The sequence below is a fragment of the Micromonospora sp. B9E7 genome (assembly GCF_039871815.1).
In the GTDB taxonomy this organism is placed as follows: Bacteria; Actinomycetota; Actinomycetes; order Mycobacteriales; family Micromonosporaceae; genus Micromonospora.
Map to the genome: position 1 here is coordinate 71,469 of NZ_JBDPLX010000009.1, position 19,633 is coordinate 91,101.

12 protein-coding genes and 1 pseudogene are annotated in these 19,633 nt (G+C 68.8%); 9 read left to right on the plus strand and 4 right to left on the minus strand.

What is annotated here, in order from left to right; translation table 11 throughout:
- The first annotated feature begins 95 nt into the window (after positions 1–95).
- Complete coding sequence (locus ABGB10_RS16795) at positions 96–8,444, plus strand: hypothetical protein (protein WP_347661781.1); 8,349 nt, start codon at positions 96–98, stop codon at positions 8,442–8,444.
- A gap of 98 nt (positions 8,445–8,542) precedes the next feature.
- On the opposite strand, the gene ABGB10_RS16800 is transcribed toward ABGB10_RS16795, so the two are convergent.
- From ABGB10_RS16800 to ABGB10_RS16815, 4 genes and pseudogenes are all read right to left on the minus strand, one after another.
- A complete protein-coding gene (locus ABGB10_RS16800; protein ID WP_347661782.1) occupies positions 8,543–9,364 on the minus strand; it encodes an alpha/beta hydrolase in 822 nt (273 codons plus the stop codon).
- A gap of 19 nt (positions 9,365–9,383) precedes the next feature.
- Positions 9,384–9,722 carry a DJ-1/PfpI family protein gene (locus ABGB10_RS16805; RefSeq protein ID WP_347661949.1) on the minus strand — a complete coding sequence of 113 codons (339 nt, stop codon included), beginning with the start codon at positions 9,720–9,722 and terminating at the stop codon, positions 9,384–9,386.
- Positions 9,682–9,900, minus strand: a pseudogene (locus ABGB10_RS16810) (DJ-1/PfpI family protein); the annotation flags it as partial. The pseudogene ABGB10_RS16810 and the gene ABGB10_RS16805, both read right to left, overlap by 41 nt.
- Positions 9,901–10,038: 138 nt before the next feature.
- Positions 10,039–10,782 carry a GntR family transcriptional regulator gene (locus ABGB10_RS16815; protein WP_347661783.1) on the minus strand — a complete coding sequence of 248 codons (744 nt, stop codon included), beginning with the start codon at positions 10,780–10,782 and terminating at the stop codon, positions 10,039–10,041.
- Positions 10,783–11,213: 431 nt separating this feature from the next.
- On the opposite strand from ABGB10_RS16815, the gene ABGB10_RS16820 reads away from it, so the two are divergent.
- From ABGB10_RS16820 to ABGB10_RS16855, 8 genes are all read left to right on the plus strand, one after another.
- Positions 11,214–12,599, plus strand: a complete 1,386-nt coding sequence (locus tag ABGB10_RS16820; protein ID WP_347661784.1) for an extracellular solute-binding protein — start codon at positions 11,214–11,216, stop codon at positions 12,597–12,599.
- An 80-nt stretch (positions 12,600–12,679) separates the two neighbouring features.
- Positions 12,680–13,546, plus strand: coding sequence for a sugar ABC transporter permease (locus tag ABGB10_RS16825; protein WP_347661785.1), 867 nt, complete (start codon positions 12,680–12,682; stop codon positions 13,544–13,546).
- Positions 13,546–14,457, plus strand: coding sequence for a carbohydrate ABC transporter permease (locus ABGB10_RS16830; protein WP_347661786.1), 912 nt, complete (start codon positions 13,546–13,548; stop codon positions 14,455–14,457). Before ABGB10_RS16825 ends, ABGB10_RS16830 begins: the two co-directional genes overlap by 1 nt.
- Complete coding sequence (locus tag ABGB10_RS16835) at positions 14,457–15,524, plus strand: ATP-binding cassette domain-containing protein (RefSeq protein ID WP_347661787.1); 1,068 nt, start codon at positions 14,457–14,459, stop codon at positions 15,522–15,524. The genes ABGB10_RS16830 and ABGB10_RS16835 overlap by 1 nt, the downstream gene beginning before the upstream one ends.
- Positions 15,524–16,600, plus strand: a complete 1,077-nt coding sequence (locus ABGB10_RS16840) for an ABC transporter ATP-binding protein (protein ID WP_347661788.1) — start codon at positions 15,524–15,526, stop codon at positions 16,598–16,600. Before ABGB10_RS16835 ends, ABGB10_RS16840 begins: the two co-directional genes overlap by 1 nt.
- 135 nt (positions 16,601–16,735) lie before the next feature.
- Positions 16,736–18,196 carry an NAD-dependent succinate-semialdehyde dehydrogenase gene (locus ABGB10_RS16845; protein ID WP_347661789.1) on the plus strand — a complete coding sequence of 487 codons (1,461 nt, stop codon included), beginning with the start codon at positions 16,736–16,738 and terminating at the stop codon, positions 18,194–18,196.
- Positions 18,193–18,384 carry a hypothetical protein gene (locus tag ABGB10_RS16850; protein WP_347661790.1) on the plus strand — a complete coding sequence of 64 codons (192 nt, stop codon included), beginning with the start codon at positions 18,193–18,195 and terminating at the stop codon, positions 18,382–18,384. The genes ABGB10_RS16845 and ABGB10_RS16850 overlap by 4 nt, the downstream gene beginning before the upstream one ends.
- Complete coding sequence (locus ABGB10_RS16855; protein ID WP_347661791.1) at positions 18,377–19,630, plus strand: iron-containing alcohol dehydrogenase; 1,254 nt, start codon at positions 18,377–18,379, stop codon at positions 19,628–19,630. Before ABGB10_RS16850 ends, ABGB10_RS16855 begins: the two co-directional genes overlap by 8 nt.
- Positions 19,631–19,633: the final 3 nt, after the last annotated feature.

Genomic DNA, 19,633 nt, shown 5'->3' on the forward strand with positions numbered 1-19,633 from the left:
CGGCTGGCGGCCAGCATGCCGATCAGAGCGCACGACGAGGTCTTCGTCACCGAATCGAAAACATGAGGCGTTAACCTCCCGGCCAGGAGGTGGTCATGAGGGCGGCAGACGTGGCGTGTCCCGAATTCAGCACCACCTGGCTACGATCCGGCCAATACCTCAGCCTCGACTCCAACCACGTGCCGGAAGAGGTGCTCTTCGCCGAGCGATTGCCGGGTGTGCATCTGGTTCACCTGGCCGCGGACGCGCTCGCGTCCCCGGCAGCGCTGGCCGCGCTGATGACGCAGCCGCCGGCAGTCATCGCGCAGATGGTGGAAGCCCCGTCGACGGCGACCCTGGCCGGTCTGGATCTGGCCGGGGCGATCGCCCGTGCGGACGCGCTCGGTCTGCCCGTACGCCTGCCCGCCGGGACTGTCACCGGTAGTGACAGCGATCGGGTCGTCCGGATCGACGGTCAGGGGCACGGCGCCGCTTCGGGCGCTGCGGAATACGTGCTGGTGACACCGGCTCGTCATCTCGTCACCGCGCATCCGGCGGCACTGCCGTCGGACGTTGCCGCGCCGTACCCCGGCGTGGCGGTCAGCACCGGCACGACCACCCGCGACGAGGACGCGGCGCCAACGTCGCCCGAGCGGCCCGACGGGCTGGCCGATATGGCCGCGGCCCTCGCCTGGGAGGCGATCCGACCGACCGCGATGGGTAACGGCGTTCCGGCGGCCTGGACCTCACTACAGCCGTCGGCCGTCGGCCGGCGTCCGCCAGCGCGGCGGCGGTACCGGGAGCGCACGGCCGTTCGGATAGCTCGGGCGGAGCTGATGCTCCTGCTCAACGCGCACCTGGAGACGTTGCAGGGTGTCGGCTTGGCCGGACCGGACGCCGCAGCGCGGGTGATTGAGCTTCCCGCCGGCTCAGTGCCGCCGTTGCGCCAGACGCAAGCCCCGGAAGGCCCGGCACGTCTCTCCGAGCGCGGATGGGAGATGCTGCGATCGGCGGGAGTGGAGGCACTTGTCGCGCGGACGTCGTCCCCGGGGCTGTCGGTGTCCCGGTTGGCACGGTGGATGGCCACGGTGGAGCCCTCCGGAGCGGCTGCGCCGATGACCACCCCGGACAGCCTGGTCGGCGCCCTCGCCGTCTTCGCCGTCCTGCACGGCCGGGTCGCGAACGGGCCCATCCCCGCCGACTTTCTCGTTCGGCCCGATCCGGCCGGGCTGGCGACCGCGTTGGGTGGCACGTTCACCTCGGTGGGCGACGCCGGGCTGATCTATCAGGCGGTCCACCGGGTGCCAGGATCGAGCGCCCTGTTTCGGGTGCCGGGCGAGCCGGACCGGGCGTTCTGGCTGGTCGCGGACGACCGCGACGGGGTGGTCGTGCCCCGGTACGTCGACCCCTGCATGGCCGGATCGATGCGCCGGCCTGCCGCCGCCCCGGGCGCGGCTACGGACGCTTGGACCCAGGCACTGGCCACCCCGGGCGCCCAGGTGCTGCTGCTGGATCCGGCCGGCCGGCCGACCACCCACGAGGCGCTGCTGACTGTCGCACCGACCGGGCGCGGCGCGCTCGAACCGGATCGGCTCCCTGACCGGGGCGCTCAGCCCGCGCGGGCCCAACTCGATCCGGTCCGCACGAACCGACGGCCGGCCGGAACGGCGACCACGTCGCGTCCTGGTCTGCCGGCTCGGGCGTTCGCCGACAACCTGCCGGCGCTGGGTCGCCCCCACCTCACACCGACGCCGCCGACCCGAACGCCGGCCGCGGCAGCCACCCCGACCGACCTGGTCGGCGCGGAGATGGGCACGGCCACCGTCAGCCCACCGCCCGGGCCCGACCCGGTCTGGTCGTTGGTCGAGAAGGTCGACGCGGAGACGGCGGACAGGGTCCGGAAGGTCGTCGCGCGCATCCCGCAGTTGCTCAACACCCCGGCCACGCCTGCCGACCCCGAGGGCTGGTCCACGGAATTAAAGAGTACGGCCACCGACATGTTGACGAGGCTTGGTCTGCGCGTGACGAAGGACGACCCGCTGCTGCGGGCGTTGGGTGAGCAGCCGGCCACCTTCCTGCACTCCCACCGCGCGTTCGACCTCCCGGTCGCGGGGAGATCGTCGTGGCAACGGAAGAAGTACCGCACGGTCTGGGTCGAGTTGGTGCCCACGCCGGTGGCCACTGACGAGGTGCGTCGAGAGCAGGGCAACCGGATGACCCAGTCCCGCCGGGACCGGGTGACCAATGACCGGAACCGCCAGTCTCGACGGCGTGGGCTGTGGTACGCGACGGTACCGTTCGAGGCTGCGGGGGTTCCCGTGTCGGTGTCGGCCGGCGTCTTCGATGCCCGGCCCGTCCAGAGCGGCGGCACGTCGGGCACCGTCGTCGACTACCAGGTGGTGTACGGAGACTCCGAGGCCTACCTGACGGCCGCCGGAGTGACTCTCCGGATACGGCTGGATCAACCGACCGCAACGCCGGTCGACGAGCATCTCGGGCTCCACTGGTTCCGGATCACCAAGAGATTCGCGCTGATGGAAATCGCGGATCAGGACGCCTCGACACACACGCTGGATGACGGGGCCCGGGCGCTGTTGTCGTCGAACCGGTTCCCGTTGCAGGTGATCGGCGACGGCAACGCCGCCCAGCACGCGGTCGATCTGTTGCACGACGTACCGGTGGTCGAGCCGGGCAGCAGAACGCGGCAAGCGGTCCGCGACAAGTGGTCCCCGTCCGAACTGATCCGGATGCTTATAGGCACCCGGGCACCGCAGACGGTGGCGAGCCGAGAGTGGATCGGCATGCCTGCCGCCGCCGGTGGCCTGGCCGCGAAACCCCGCCTGACCTCGATGCGGCTGCTCGGCACCCCGGACGGCGACGCCCGGCTGCGACAACAGCCCACATTCGTCGCCGACTCCAACGCAACCACCGAGACGACCTCCGGTCTGTACCTGCGGCCGGCGGCCGGAGCCCGGCTCCCCTTCGCGCGGGTGAACGTGGCACCCACGACGTTCACCCATACCAGCACCGCCAGTACCGCCTCGTCGCTCACAACCAACAGCCGGGTGGGCCAGGAACTCACGGTTCCGACGGTGCTGGTCGAGACCAGTTACAACATGACGATCCTCCGCGCCACGTACCGATCTCGGCGCCGCTTCTGGGTCAAACGTGGGAACACGCCCGCGAGCCAGACGGTGACCGTCAGAGCCCTCGAAGAGGCACCCGCCGGCGTATACCGGGCGGTTACCGCCGCAACGCCCACATCTGTCACCGACGGTGTGGCGACAACCGATCCCAACCCCACGGCCGGTCCGAGCGCCCTCGCCGGGGCGCAGCGACCGGACGAGCAGATGATCGCCCGGCTGCGGACCATGATGGAACGCAGCGAGATCCGACACCTGGCGAGATACATGTGGGAGGGCGGCCGCCTACGGACCGGCCAAGCCACCATCTTCGGCGCCGAAAAGCTCGCGGACCGCGTCGCGGCAGAGGTACGGCGGATCCTGGCGCTGCCCGAGAACGCCGACGTACGCTCCGTGCTGCCCAACTGGGACGCGCCGCGAACCAAGAAGGCGGTCATCGAGCAGGTGATGAACGCCCTGGTCAACGAGGAGGCGCTCGCCACCGAGGGTGGACCGAGTCGTCTTGCCGCCGAATTCCTCACCCTCACCGCCGGCCAGGTCGTGATTCGACTGGAGCTGCCGGACGGCGGCCGGCGGCTCGGTTTGACCCTGATGCTCCGCGCAGAGCGGGTCCGGCCGGACGAAGAGCCGGAATACCTCGGCGTGCGGGATGAAAACCGTACCGCCCAGGATCCTCTCGAGCAGCACCTCGACACGATCGTGGAGCAGCCGGAAGGGGATGTCGAAGCCGAGACGACCAGGCCAGCCCCGGTGTGGCGGAGCGTGCTGCACCGGGCGCGCAAGCTCCCCAGGAGTCTGCTGCGTCAGCGCTACGCCATGGAGTCCGGGACCCGTGTCGCCACGGCGAAGTCCATGAGTTTCGGCCCGGACATCGACGTCCGGGCTGCCCGGGCCGTCCACTCGGGCATCCGCTTTCGGTACGTGAAAAGCCGTCGGGTTCAGGTGGGCAGCGGCAGCGAGGAGGTGTGGCTGGATCTGGGCGACACCGCGCAGGCCCTCTTCGCCGACGAGCTCCGGTTCACCATCGAACTGCATGCGCTCGACGAGGCGACCGGCGTGCTCCGAAACCTGTGGCGCCGAGCGTGGGACAGCACGCCCGGCGCACGGTCGTTGCCCGGTGATGATCTGGGGACCTTCCAGCAGTGGCTGGCGTTTACCGTCTCCAAGGACATGACGCTTCGCGTCGACCAACTCCACCTGGCCGCGGAGGCTCCGCTACCGACTCCGGTGATCAGCGACCTCACGCTGGCAGCGCGGGACTTGCCCGACCAGGGCACCGACCTGACCGACCTGCCCGTGGATGGTCATCGTGTCCGGGACTTGGACAGCGTCTCCTACGTACACGGTTCCGAAGAGCTGATACTGGCGGTCCAGCAGGCAATTGTGGAAGCTCGCCGGCTGATGGTCGAGGACGGCGCGTTCGAGCGGGGCACCCGGGTAAGCGTCATCACGCCGGGCAGTGAGTCCCATCTGGAGCTGTACCGGCAACTCAGCCCGGACCGGTTGGCGGCCATCCTGCCCAGCATCGCCCGCCGGGCGATCCGCCTGCACAACCTCGGCAAGATCATCGGTATCCCGGAGGCCCACGGCGAGGTCTTCCTCCAGGCGGTCGTCGACCAGGCCCGCCCGGGCCCGCTGGGTGTGGTTAACCACGGTGGTGAGCACAGTCTCAGCGGCCTAACCAGTGTCAGCGCGTCCCGTACGAAAGGGTTCGAGGTCGCCGCCTCCGCCGGCCTGGGCGGCAGCGGGGAGGCGGGCACCAGCGCCCTCGGAGGTCAGGCGGTCCAGCGACGAAGCGCGCGGCGCACCCACACCGAGACGGTGGCGTTCAGCGCCGGCATCGAACGCGTCGACACGTGGGACCCTGGCGCCGGGTTGGCGGTGCCGCTGGTAGCGCGGGTCCGGTTCGTCGTGCAGGCCGTGCTGATCAACCCGCAGAAGATCGGCCCGTCGAAGCGGTACACGGCCAGCCGCCTGATCACCGACAGTGCCGCGCGCGGCATCGTCATGGAGGAAAACGCCCGACACAGCGGCGTTCTCGACCGGCCGCGAACGGCGACCGCCAGCGAACCGGCGATGCAGGCGCCACTGTTGGCGAACAGGGTGTTCCAACCACCATTCACCTTGCCCGCGGGTCCACTTCCGACCCCGCCCCGCAACCTCGGTGCGGGTCGACACGTGGACCTCCCGCCGCTGGGCGCCACGATCATCAGATGGCTGCGCGGCCTCCATCTCCCGCAGTTCGTCGAATGGGGCGACGGGCTCCGGGTCATCCAGGACGACGAGGCCGGCCTGGCGAACATCCCGGCGGTGTTGGACCAGACAAGCGTCGAATTCATCGCCGGCCACTGGGGGGCGGCCACCGACGGGTCCATCTCCATCCTGCTCACCTACCCGGGCGCGGTCGGCCGCGACCACGTGCAGGTGCTGATGCAGGTGCTGGCGGCGGATGTCGACGGGAAGGCGACCGAACCGTCGGTCCACCGGGTCGTGGCGAATCAGAAAAACCACGAGATGGACGTGGCCGGCGCGTCCACCAACAGCAAGATGTCCACCGTCGCTCACACCCGGACCGACCTGTACGGATTTCAGCCTGGGGGGCAGGGCGGGCGGGACGGGGAGCGGATTGGCACGGCGGACGTCAGCGCACTGAGTGGCACCTCGACCAGCGTCAATCAGTTCAAGTCCAGCACCGACCAGCATCTGACCATTATCGAACTGGTCGGTCCCTGGGCCGAGGTGCGGCAAAAGGTCACCATTGAGCTGCGCGCCTATCACGCCGGCAAACAGTTGGGCACACTGCGGATCGGGCATGACCTGAAGGTCGAGAAGTTCGCCTACCACCTGTCAACGGTGGGCGCACCGCAGCGGCCGCTGCCGGATCCCACCATCCTGGCCCTGCCGTACGTGCCCTCGAAGGAGCAACTGCTGAGCTGGCAGGCGGGCACGGCAGAGCTGCTCCCCGGGGAACACACCCCGTTGGCGCTTCCGGAGCAGTACCAGGTGACCGACTTCCGGGGGGCGGCTCTGGCTCAGGCCGCGGCAGCGCAGGCGCTGCACCTCGCTGGTGCCCCCGCCCGGGTGACCAGGCTCGGCGGGGCAGCCGCCCATCAGTTGATCACCGCGCTCGGACAGACCGCGCTGTGGGGAATGACCCGTCGGCGGATCGCCGAACCGGGCGAGATCCCGGTCGAGGATCCGCACATGGCCGGGAGCCGGCTGACTGTCAACGTCTACAGCCGGGTGATTCGCGCGCGGCTCGCCCAAATCGTTCCGTCCTACTACCGCGACGTACGACGCTTCCAGGTCACCATGGAAGGGGTCAAGGCCGCGATGAGCCGGGTGGATTCCGCCGCGGTCGCTGGCGGAGGCGCACACCACCTCGGCGACGCGAAGGACGACGTCGCCGAGGTTGGCACGAATTCCCAGGGCCAGGCGCCGAGACAGACGCCGACCGACCGTGAGCGGGTGGCGGACGCGTTCGGGGCCGGTGACGTGCGGGATCCGGCGTCGTACCGGATCGGCGGTGAGGGTGCGTGGTGGAGTGGCGGGCCGGCGGGGTCCGCCAAGGGCGCGGCGCACGGCGGCTCCAGCGAGACCGTCATGTCGTACGGGTCTCCACCGGGCGCGCTGGTGGAGTGGACCGAGGAGATCGTCCTCGTGGCGGAGGTGCCGCACGCGTGGGGCGACAGCTACGCGGCGGTGAAGCTCACTGTCCCCGAGTCGACGCAGGTTCAGATGGATCTGCTGGATGCCGCCCGCCACCTCGGCCTCAGTGACAACGCCACGGTGATGGCCCGGCTGGCCCAGGTGAACTCGGATGCGCTTGCCCTGGGTGAGCAGTTCCAGCAATGGCAGCAGGCGAGCCGTGAGCTGGAGTTGGAACGGCTCGGCCCGGAGTTGGAGCGGAGGCGTGACACCGGGCAGACCGGACCCGGAACGGTCCCTGAGTGGCCCTCCGAGGAGGAGGTCGCGGACGCGGACAACACCGCCGCCGCGACCCGGTACGTACGGGCCCAGCAGGAATGGCACGCGCGGAAGCGGAAGTTGGACACCACCGTGTCCGAGCTGGCCGAATTGATTCCCGGCATGGTGCCGACAGTCGCCGTCGACGCGGCGACGGCGTCGGTCCCGGTGGAGGCCACACCGCAGGGGACGGCGACCGGGAAGGCATCGAAGGTGGATTCCGGCCGGCCCCAGGACGTCGACGCGGGCGTCGCCGCGCCCGCTGCACCCCGGTGGTCGCTGCGGCTACCTGACTCCGTCGCCCGGCGTGGCGATTTCTACGTCATCTCCGCCCAGGGTGAGACGGCGTGGGCATCGCTGCTCACGAAATTGGAGCGCGCCGCCACCGGAGCACGCCCGGTGATCCTGCTGGACAGTCCGAATATCGGCCGGCCCGCGCACGCCTCCCGTTTGGCCATCCTGAACATTCTCCTGGAACAACTCGCCCAGCGTGGCGTACTACCGCTCGTGGTCACCCTCGCCTCGATCGACTCGGTGCTCGACGTGGTGGAGAAGTACGGCGCCGCGGTGCTGCACCCGACGCTGGAGAAGACCGGGATCGCCGACGTTCATCTCGGCTACCGCTGGAAGGCCACGACCGTACGGCCTGACGGCCAAACCGTCACGTCGGACGAGATCTGGCCGGGCATCTCCGCCGCTGTCCTGGACGCCGCAGGCACACTGGCCCGCCCCACCGGCGCCGTCGCCCGGGTCGACGACGACCTCGGCGAGCTGATCTGGGCGGCCGACCTACGGGCCAGCCGCGACATCTTCCGCCGGCTGCAGGAGCGCTGGTCGGCGGACCAGATGGCCGCCAACCTCGCCCTCGTCGAACGGATGATCCAACGGGTGCCTGATCGACCGGAGCTGAGCGTGTTCGCTCCGGTCCTGGATCTCGGCGTCGCCGGCCACGCCGACATCGCCTTCGACTACGCCGCCGCCACCGAGGCGGATCGCCCAGCCACGCTGCTCACCTCGGTAGGGCGACTGGAAGCTGCCGGGCAGTTCGCGACGACCGTCGATGGTGGCCTGACCACCGCCCGGCTGACCGCGATGGTCACCGCGGTCGGCGGAGAACCGGACGCGGTGTCGGTGACCGTCCATCTGCTCGAATTGATCAATGACATCAAATCCGAGCAGTTCCAGGACGCGCACAAGTTCATCGAGACCAACAGCGGCAAAATCAGCACCGCACAGAAGGCTCAATTGGTCAATGCCATCGCTGACCTACAGCTCGTCATGCCCGCCCACCTGCCGAAACTGAAGCTCCTGTCCGAGGCCGTCTACAACTGTCCTCCGAAGGAATCCAATGTGTAGGCTGCCTGAGCTCCGCTGACCTGCCATGCGTGCGCGGCCGAGTTCACGCCTGCCGGTGCTGATCCGCTCAGGCACGGGCCGCGGGACTACCACCGCAATCAGCGACCTCGGTCCCGGCCGAGGAAGCACGACAGCAGTTGCCGGAACTCGTGCGGGTGCTCGATCGCCGGCACGTGCCCACATCGGCCGAACACGTGCAGACGGACATCGGCCAGGTGTTCGAGCAGGGGCTGGACTGCCGTCCCGAGCGGGGTGACTCGGTCCTCGGCGCCGTGCACGAGCAGCACGGGCGCGCGGACCGCTGCCAGCGTCCGCGCCGAGAGGGTGAGGTCGTCGACCCACTGCGCCCGGGGCGGAGGGAACAACGACGCGAATGCGGCCGCCCCCGCTCGCATCGCAGCCGCACGGGCATCGACGGCCGAATCGGTCACGAGCGATTGGTCGAGGACGAGGCGACTCAGCATGTCTCGTGCTCCGAGCGGGCCGGCGGGGGCGGCCCAGATCGCGTCGAGCTCGGCGGACAGCGGCGCCCCGGGGGCGCCCATCGTCGAGACCGCCACGACACGGGTGACCTGTTGGGGGCGTGCGGCCGCCAACGCCAGCGCCACGGCACCGCCCATGGAGTGACCCACCACGGCGTAGTGCTCGATACCGAGGGCATCCATCAGGCCGGCGGCCTGCTCCGTCCACAGCCGGAGCCCACCTCTGGCGCCCGCTGGGATGGGTGTACGGCCGAAACCCGCCTGGTCAGGAGCCACCAGGCGCCAGGACGGGCCCAGCGCCTGCGCCGTCGTTGCCCAGGCGCCGGACCCGGTCGTGCCGGGTCCGGAGCCGTGCAGCATCAGCACCGCGGGCCCGGTGCCGCCCTCCAGGACGTGGACGGCGGAGCCGTCGACTGTGACGGTCCGAAGTGCTGTCACCGGGGCGGGCCAGACGCACTCATGCCGATGCGGAGTTGACGGACTTCGAGAAGAGCTCCATCATCGCCCTGCCGAACTGCGGCATGTCGGGCCATCCCCGGCAGGAGACGAGGTTGCCGTCCACGACGTCGGGAGCGTCGATGACCGTCGCGCCCGCGTTCTCCATGTCGCCGGTGATGGGCGGGAAGCACGCCGTCTTCCGACCCTTCAGCAGCCCGTACACCGCTGGTACCTGCGCGCCGTGGCACACCAGCGCGGGGGAGGTTGCGCGCGAAGAAGTGTTCGGTGATGCGCCTGACGTCGGCGTCGACCCGGATCCACTCGGGGGCACGTCCCCCGGGGATGATGAGGGCGTCATAGCGCTCGACGTCGACCTCGGCCCAGGGCACGTCGACCGGCAGCTTCCGGCCGTTCTTCTCGACGTAGGCGTCGGAGTTGGGGTCGAACTCGTGGATGACGAGTTGCACGTCACGCAACGTCCGTGACGAGACGTCGACGTCCCAGCCGCCCTCCTGCACGCGATAGTAGGGATACATGGTGTCGAGTTCCTCGGCGGCGTCGCCGGTCAGGAGCAGCGCTCTGGGCACCTGCTTCTCCTCGCATCTGGTGGCGGTGGGGTAGATCCAATCCGATCCGATCCGGTCGCGTTAGCATTCCTCGGCCCCGCCCGCCCGTCAAGCCTCTACCGCTATTCCGTCCGCCTCCTTGACCTCGTCGAACAATCGCCGGAAACGCCCGCCGGACCGCAGGATGTGCCGACGCATCGCGTAGGCGGCGGCGTCGGGGTCACGCGCGGCGATCGCGGCCACCACTTCCTCGTGCTCGGCCATGGCCAGGTGGGTGACCTGGGTGTCGTGGTGAAGCCGGAAGAGGTGCACGTGACTGTGCAGGCGAGCGAGCGTTTCACGGATGACCTGGTTCTCCGCGCTCAGGGCGACAAGATCGTGAAAGGCGGCGTCGCGTAGCCCGAAGGCGCCATAGGCCGTGGGCCCGTCGCCCCCCTCCAGTTCCGCCATCTCCTCCAGCATTCGTCGCAGACCGGCCACCTGCTCCGAGGATGCGCGTTCGGCGGATCTGCGCGCCGCCGCCGGCTCGAGGAGCAGGCGGACCTCGAGCATGTCCTCGAATCGGTGACGGGTTATCTGGGGCGGAATGCGGTAGCCGGCATGGGGCACGCGCACGACCAGACCCTCGGCCTCCATGCGGTTCAGAGCGTCTCGGATCGGCGTCTGCGAGACCCCCAGCTCTCGCGCCAGGACGTCGATCGTGACGCGGGAGCCAGGCTCGATCCGGAGCGACATCAGCTGTCCGAGCAGCGTGTCGTACACCTCGTCGGCAAGCCGGCCGCCAGATCTTCCCGGCGGCGATCCGCCCGTCACGGCCCTGCGGCCCCGCGCGCTCATCGCTTCGTCGTCCATCGTGACGTGAGGTCCTTTCTTGCACCTTCGGGAACCTGTTGACATCAGTCACAAGGCTGCGACATGCTGACGCCCCCAACTGGATCGTATAGGAAAAGTGACGGATGCCTGGCATCCTGCACCATCGCGGAACCGCCCGCGATCGCTCTACTTCGATCACCTGGAGCTCCCATGAGCGTGCTCGACGTCCCGCTCGGTTCGTCCCCGGCCCGCAGCTGGACCGAAGGACCTCTCGACGGCACGAAGACCCGGTGCATCGTGGCGTGCTCGTGACGCCGGTCCGCGCGTCAGCCCGACGACACGCCTGAACGACCCAGCAACTGCTCGGCGAAGCACATAGCGAGGTTCTAGAAGTCCCCACCACCCAGAAAGCAGGCTTAAAGATGCGCCATCCGAAGCGAATAGGAAGAATGTCCGGTCCCGGCCGGAAGGTGCGGCTGGCGACGGCGGCCATGCTGCTGGTGGCCACGACCGTAACGGCTTGCGGCGAGGGCAAGGACGACGGCGGGAAGGCCAGCGCCCCCAAGGCGCCCGCGACCATCCCGGAGCTCACCAAGGACCCGCTGACCCTCAGCTTCATCTGGTTCGACTGGCCCCCAGCCCAAGCACTGGAAGCCTTCGCGAACGCGGAGTACAAGAAAGAGCGGCCGAACGCGACCATCAAGGTCAACACCGTGCCGAACGCGAACTGGCACGACGCCATGTTCACCCAGTTCGCCGCGCGTAAGACCGACTTCGACATCGCGATCTTGGACTCACAACACATCGGCGAGGCCGTGACGAACGGCAACATCCTCGACCTCACCGACTTCGTCAAGAACAACATCGACGTCACGGCCTACAACCCGTACCTCCTGGCGGCGTACGGCCAGTTCCCCCAGGCGGAGACCGGCAAGCGCGACGAGAACGCCAGCCTGTACGGACTGCCGCTGCTCGGCGACACCTGGACGATGATCTACCGCAAGGATCTGATCGGCGACAAGCCACCGCAGACCTGGGACCAGATGATCGCAGCCGCCGAGAAGTGCCAGGCGGACAACCCTGGCGTCAGTGGGCTGGCGTTCCACCAGGCCAACGGCTCCGACGCCGCGGCCGTCACCTACAACACGGTCAACGGCGTCTACGGCGGCAACCTCTGGGACCCCAAGAACCGCAAGATCGAGGGCATCCTCAACGACGCTGCGGGCCAGGAGGCGATGGACGTCCTGGTCAACAAGATGAAGCCGCTGACCGCCAAGGGCTCCGGCAACTGGTTCATCGACGAGGTGAACGCGGCGGTCGCCCAGGGCAAGGCCTGCATCGCGTTCAACTGGATCGCCGCGAGCGGCGGCCTGCTCGATCCGAAGCAGTCGACGCTCGGCACCACCCGGGAGCAGATCCTCGACAAGCTGGGCTTTGCCACCCTGCCGAGCCAGAAGACGAACCTGGTCCCGCTCGGCGGTATGGGGATGCACGTGTCGGCCTACTCCGCCGCGGCAAACCAGACCGAGGCCCTGAACTTCATGAAGTGGTTCGAGCGGGCTGACATCCAGAAGAAGTGGGCCGCGGCCGGTGGCGTGCCATCGCGTACGGACGCCCTCGAGTCGCCCGAGTTCCTCAATGCCGGGCCGTTCAACCAGGTCTACACCGACTCGGTTCCGCGGATGCGGGACATGTGGAACGTGCCCGAGTACGCGCGCCTCGTCGACATTGAGAACACCAACGTGAACGCGGCTCTCAACGGCGCGAAGAGCCCGAAGGATGCGCTCGACGACATCGCCAAGGAGCAGCAGAGCGTGCTCGACTCGAGCAGCCGCAAGGGCGGCGGCGGATTGTGAGTGACGCCGTCCCCCTGACGACCGATCACCCCGGGCAGGTGGCGTCCGCGACGCCACCTGCACCGGGTCGGTCCCGCCGGTTGAGCGACCGCTGGCTCGCCGTGACCTTCATCGCGCCCGCGATGCTGCTGTTGCTCGCCATGTCGGTGTTCCCGTTGCTGTGGGCGTTGTACCTGTCTTTCACCGACTACTCGGCCACCCGCGGGGGGCCCGCCAATTTCATCGGGTTCGGGAACTACACCGCCATCCTGACGTCGGCGCAGGTCCACACGAGGGCCTTGACGACGTTGATCTACGTGGTCGGCGCGGTCGGTCTGCAGACCGTGCTCGGGTTCGGCATCGCCTACCTGATCTCACGGCGCACGCACGGGCGAGGAGTGCTGACCACGCTGTTCCTGGTTCCGATGATGCTGTCGCCGGTCGTGGTCGGGCTGTTCTGGCGATTCATGCTCGACGCGCAGTTCGGCGTGGTCAACAGCATGCTCGGCTCGGTCGGCCTGGGGCAGGTGGAGTGGCTCACCCGGCAGCGAACGGCATTGATCTCCCTGATCGTGGTCGACACCTGGCAGTGGACGCCGTTCATCATGCTCATCGCACTCGCGGGCCTCACCGCGGTTCCCAAGTACCTCTACGAGGCCGCCTCGATCGACCGGGCGTCCGAGTGGTTCCGGTTCCGCACCATCACTCTTCCGCTGGTGTGGCCACTGCTTCTCATCGCCGTGATGTTCAGGGCCATCGAGGCGTTCCGGCTGTTCGACCTCGTCTACATCCTTACCAACGGAGGTCCGGGCGTCTCCACCGAGACGTTGTCGTTCCACATCTACAAGGTCGCGTTCCTTGGCTTCAACACCGGAACCGCCTCGGCGTACGGGATCCTCATGGTCCTCGTCGTCATCGTCCTCACGCAGTTCTACCTGCGCTACCTGAACAAGCTCAAGGAGGGCTGATGGCCGTCTCCGTCGACGAGGCCGTGGCCACAGGTCCTGCCCGGGATCACGCACCCCCCGCGCGCCGCCTTGGCAGCCGAGGCCGCTCCGCGCTGGAGGTCACGCTGCTGACCGTGCTGGCCGTCGTGATGCTCTTTCCGGTGCTGTGGATGATCGAGACGTCCATCAAGGAGAACCGGGACGTCTACGCCATCCCGGCCAAGTTCTTCGACTTCAAGATCACTCTGGCCCATTACAAGGACGTGTTCGTCGGCCCCGACGGCGGTCGCTCGGCCTTGTCCGTCTCGTTCCTCAACTCCGTCGTGGTCGCCGGAGCTTCCACGGTGCTGGCCACGGTGCTGGGGGTCCCGGCGGCCTGGGCCTACTCACGCTTCGCCGTGAAGGCCAAGAAGGACCAACTGTTCTTCATCCTGTCCACCCGCTTCATGCCGCCCGTCGTGGTCGTGATTCCGATCTTCCTCATGTACCGAGAAGTCGATTTCACCGACACCAAGATCGGCCTGATTCTCATCTACACCGCGTTCAACGTCCCGTTCACGATCTGGATGATGAAGGGGTTCGTCGACGAGGTGCCCGCGGAGTACGAGGACGCCGCCATGCTCGACGGCTACACCCGTTTGCAGGCGTTCCGGCGATTCACCCTTCCCCTGCTCGTGCCCGGCATCGCCGCGACGGCGGTCTTCGCCCTCATCTTCTCGTGGAACGAGTTCGTGTTCGCCACCTTCCTCACCTCCAGCGACGACGTCCGGACGGCCCCACCCGCCATCGCCGGCCTGATCGGCGGCACCACTACGGACTGGGGTCTCGTGGCCGCCGCCTCCGTGGTGTTCGCCCTACCGGTGCTCGTCTTCGCGTACCTGGTGCGCAAGCACCTCATCGCCGGTGTGACGCTCGGGGCGGTGCGACGCTGATGGCGGGCATCGAGGTGACCGCCCTGCACAAGCGCTACCCGGACGGGACGGTCGCAGTTGATCACGTGGACCTGTCCATCGGCCACGGCGAGCTGTTCGTGATGCTCGGCCCTTCGGGTTGCGGCAAGACGACCACGCTGCGGGCCATCGCCGGTCTGGAGAGGCAGACGACGGGCGACATCCGCATCGGCGACACGCTGGTCAACGACCTGCCGCCCGCCGAGCGCGACATCGCCATGGTGTTCCAGTTCTACGCTCTGTACCCACACCTGCGAACCCGCGACAACCTGGCGTTCCCACTGCGGGCCGAGGGACTGCCCAAGCAGGAGGTGCACGCGCGGGTCGACGAGGCCGCCCGGCTGATGCGGCTCGGTCCGCTCCTGGACCGGCGACCGCGCCAGCTGTCCGGCGGGGAGCAGCAGCGTGTCGCGCTTGCTCGCGCCCTGGTGCGGCGACCGCGCGCATTCCTCATGGACGAACCTCTCACCAATCTGGACGCGGAGCTGCGGGCGGACATGCGCACGGAGATCAAGCACCTGCAGGGAGAGCTGGGGGCGACGATGGTCTACGTCACCCACGACCAGGTCGAGGCGATGTCGCTCGGTCACCGAATCGCGATCCTCAACAAGGGCCGCGTCGAGCAGATCGGCACGCCACTGGAGGTCTACGACCGTCCGGCGAGTCTTTTCTGCGCCGCATTCATCGGCTCCCCGCCGATGAACCTGCTCGAGGTGGAGGTGGCCGACGGGAAGCTGCACAGTCAGGGCGGACTGGTCCTCACGCCACCGCCAGGCCTGCCGCGCGACCGTCGCCTGGTCGCCGGCGTCCGGCCGGAGGCGCTGGAAGTCACCGCACCAGGGGCGGAACGTTCGGTGCCGGCCCGCGTGGTCTCGGCGGAGTGGCTGGGCGACGAAATCATCTACGTGGTCGACCACAACGGCCAGCGCGACGTCCGGGTTCGGATGCCACCGACCGTCCGCTTCGCCGCTGACGCGAAGGTCGGGCTACGGCACACCGGCGGGACCCCGGCGGTCTACGACGTGAGCACGGAAGAGCTGGTGGCCTGATGGGAACCGTGGCAGTACAAGGACTGCACAAGTCGTTCGGCAAGGTCCGGGCCCTGGACGGGGTGACGCTTGACGTGCCGGACGGCTCGTTCTTCGTCGTGCTCGGGCCCTCCGGGGCAGGCAAGACGACGACCCTGCGAGCGATCGCCGGCCTGGACAAGCTTGACGCCGGGTCGGTGCATCTGGACGGGAGGGACGCGACCGGTGACGCCCCGGCCGCACGCGACCTGGCCATGGTCTTCCAGAGCTACGCCCTCTACCCGCGACACACGGTGTACGAGAACATCGCGTCGCCGCTGCGGGCACGCCACTGTTCCTCGAGCGAGATCGCCGCTGCCGTCGAGCAGATGTCGGGCCTGCTGCACATCGAACGGCTGCTGCAGCGTCGTCCCGCGCAGTTGTCGGGCGGTGAGATGCAGCGTGTCGCCCTGGCCCGGGCGCTGGTCCGTCGCCCGCGCGCGTTTCTCATGGACGAGCCGCTGACGAACCTCGACCTCAAGCTCCGCGTCGAGATGCGCACCGAGCTCACGCGCATCCACCGGAGCCTCGGAGCAACCTTCGTCTACGTGACCAACGACCAGGTCGAGGCCCTGTCCATGGCCGACCAGGTCGCGGTCCTCAAGGAGGGGAAGGTGCAACAGGTCGGAACGCCGACCGAGGTGTACGAGCGTCCAGCCAACCAGTGGGTCGCTGGATTCGTCGGGAGCCCGCCGATCAGCCTGCTCGCCTGCCGCGCCGAGGGAGATCGTCTGGTCGGTGCGGAAGGCTGGACGCTGCCGCGGCCCCGCTGGGCCACGGCTGAGGACGGTCGTGCGCTGCTGCTAGGCCTGCGCGCGGAGGACCTGTCCGTCGAGCAGCGTGGGAACGCGTCGTTGTCGGGAGAGCTCTACGGGCTTGAGCCGCTCGGTGACCGAACGGTGGTCGACGTCCGGGTGGGGACGGAGATCCTCAAGGTCAAGGCACGCCCCACCGTCACCGGTACGCCGGGCGAGCAGCTGCTCGTCACGGTCGATCTGGACCGTGCGCACCTGTTCGACGCGGGTACCGGGCTGTCGCTGTCCGAGGCCGGGCGGTAGCCACGCCGGGCGGCGACGACACCATGCGCCCGCACGTGGCAATCCGGCCTCGGCGAACCGTCACCGGTCAGAAGGCGTTCGGTGGCGCGGGGCGTCGCCCTGCACATCACCAAGAAGATCACAGGAGGCGACGCAATGAGTGACCCGATGGACGTCCTGGCCCCCGAGCACCGGCGGCTCCGGATCGGCGACGCCTGGCGCGACGCCGCAAGCGGAGCCACCTTTGCCGTCGAGGACCCGGCCACCGGCAAGACCATCGCCGAGGTGGCGGACGCCGACGTCGCTGACGGGCTCGCCGCTCTGGACGTGGCGAGCAAGGCAATGGCGCAGTGGGCGGCGACCCCGCCGCGGAGACGGTCAGAGTTGTTGACCGCGACGTACCGGGCACTGACCGAGCGATCCGAGGAGATCGCCCGGCTGATAACACTCGAGATGGGCAAGCCGCTCGCCGAGGCTCGTGGAGAGGTGGCCTACGGCGCCGAGTTCTTCCGGTGGTTCGCCGAGGAGGCGGTGCGCGTCGAGGGTCGCTACAGCACCGCTCCCTCAGGTGGATATCGCATCCTCACCGTGCCGAAGCCGGTCGGACCGTGTGTCTTCGTGACGCCCTGGAACTTTCCGTTGGCCATGGGTGCCCGCAAGATCGCTCCTGCGCTGGCTGCGGGCTGCACGACGATCACCAAGCCAGCAGGCCAGACGCCACTCACCATGCTCTTCCTGGCCCGCATCATGGAGGAGGTCGGCGTTCCCCCGGGCGTCGTCAACGTGGTGACCACCAAGCGTTCCGGCGAGGTGGTCTCCGCACTGCTGGCCGACGGTCGGACCCGCAAGCTTTCGTTCACCGGGTCGACCGAGGTCGGGCGCGTGCTGCTACGTCAGGCTGCGGACAACGTGCTACGCACCTCAATGGAACTGGGCGGCAACGCTGCCTTGATCGTGTGTGCCGACGCTGACCTGGACGTCGCGCTCGACGGTGCCATGGTGGCCAAGATGCGCAACATCGGGGAGTCCTGCATCGCGGCCAACCGGATCTACGTCGAGGAGCCGGTGCGCGAGGAGTTCGCGGCGCGCTTCGCCGAGCGGATGGGCACGCTTTCGATGGGCCATGGTCTCGACGACGGCGTGAACGTCGGGGCGTTGATCGACGAGGCCTCGGTCACCAAGATCGACGAGCTGGTCGCCGACGCGGTCGATCGCGGCGCCCGGGTCCTGGTCGGCGGCGAGCGTCCGGATGGGCCGGGCCACTTCTACCCGCCCACGGTCCTCGTCGACGTGCCCGAAGATGCGCGGATGCTCGAGACGGAGATCTTCGGCCCGGTCGCGCCGATCATCTCGTTCACGTCCGACGACGAGGTGCTGGCGAAGGCCAACGACACCGAGCACGGCCTGGCCGGATACGTCTTCACCCGTGACCTCCAGCGGGCGCTCCGGTTCAGCGAAGGGCTGGACACGGGGATGCTCGGCATCAACCGGGGGCTGATTTCGGACCCGTCAGCTCCGTTCGGAGGCGTGAAGCAGTCCGGGATCGGCAAGGAGGGGTCGCACGAGGGCATCCTCGAGTACCTCGACGTCACCTACGTGGCGATCGACCTACCGTGACCGGCCTGCTGCTCCGGACGTCCGCCGAGGAGCACCGCGCCCTGTGCACACACGACCTGACCGGCCTCTACCCGGCTGCCGGGGCCCGGGCGGCCAACCTCGCCAACGCCGTCCCGGTCTCGCAGGTGACCTGGACGTCCGCCCAGCAGATCGCCGCCGACGTTCCGGAGAGGTACCGACATGCTTGAGACCGTCCGCGGACCACGCCAGCTGATAGTGGGCGAAGGGGTCGCGCAGAACATCCCACGAGTGGTGGCCGAGAGTGGCTCGAGAGTCCTCGTCGTGACCGACCAGGTTCTTCTGGGGCAGCCGGGCGTGGCCGAGATCGTGGCCGCCGTGCGGGAGAAGGTCACGGTCGTCGAGGTGTTCTCCGACGCGACTCCAGACGTGCCACTCGCCGATGTCGCCCTGGCCGTCTCGGTCGCCGCCGAGGTGAACGCCGACGTGATCCTCGCCATCGGGGGTGGCACGGTGATCGACCTCGCCAAAATCGTCGGCGTCATCCGGCGCCACGGTGGAACGCCGCGCGACTTCTACGGCGAGTCGAAGGTGCCGGGGCCGACGATTCCTCTCGTCGCGGTCCCGACGACATCGGGCACCGGCTCCGAGCTCACACCCGTCTCGGTGTTGACCGACCCGGACCGCGAGCTGAAGGTGGGGGTTTCCAGCGTCCACATCGTGCCCGACTTCGCCATCGTCGACCCCGAACTCACCTACACCTGCCCTGCGACCGTCACCGCCCACTCCGGCATCGACGCGTTCTGTCACGCGGTGGAGAGCTACACCGCGCGACCCCGGGCCCACGGACCGCGCGACCCGGTGGAGCAGGTGTTCCTCGGCCGCAACGCGATCACCGACCACTACGCGCTCCTGGCCGCGGAGCGGATCGCCCGTAGCTTGCGTCGTGCGGTCAGGGACGGAGGTGACACGGACGCGCGGGCGGACATGTCCTACGGGTCCATGCTCGCCGGGCTCGCCTTCTCCCACGCGGGCAACGCGGCCCCGCACGCTCTTCAGTACCCCATCGGCGCGGCCACGCACACGCCGCACGGCCTGGGCGTCGGGTTGCTACTGCCCTACGCGCTGGACGCGGCCAGGGATGCCATCGGCGACCGGCTGGCCATCCTCGCCGGGGTGTGCGGGCTCGACGTGAGCGACGCCTCGGATGCCGAGGCCGCAGATACGTTCCTCACCTGGCTCGACGGGCTTCTTGCCGACATCGGTATCCCTCCCACCCTGGCGGACATCGGCGTGGCACGCGCCGACCTCCCGCGTTTCGCGGAGATGGCCAGTGGCGTCACCCGCCTGATCCAGAACCATCCAGGCCCGACCGACACCGGCAGCCTGACCGCGATCCTCGAAGCGGCCTGGGTCGGGGACCGGACCCGACACGTCCTGACTCCGAGCGGAGACAGTGACCGACCTGCCGGATGACGA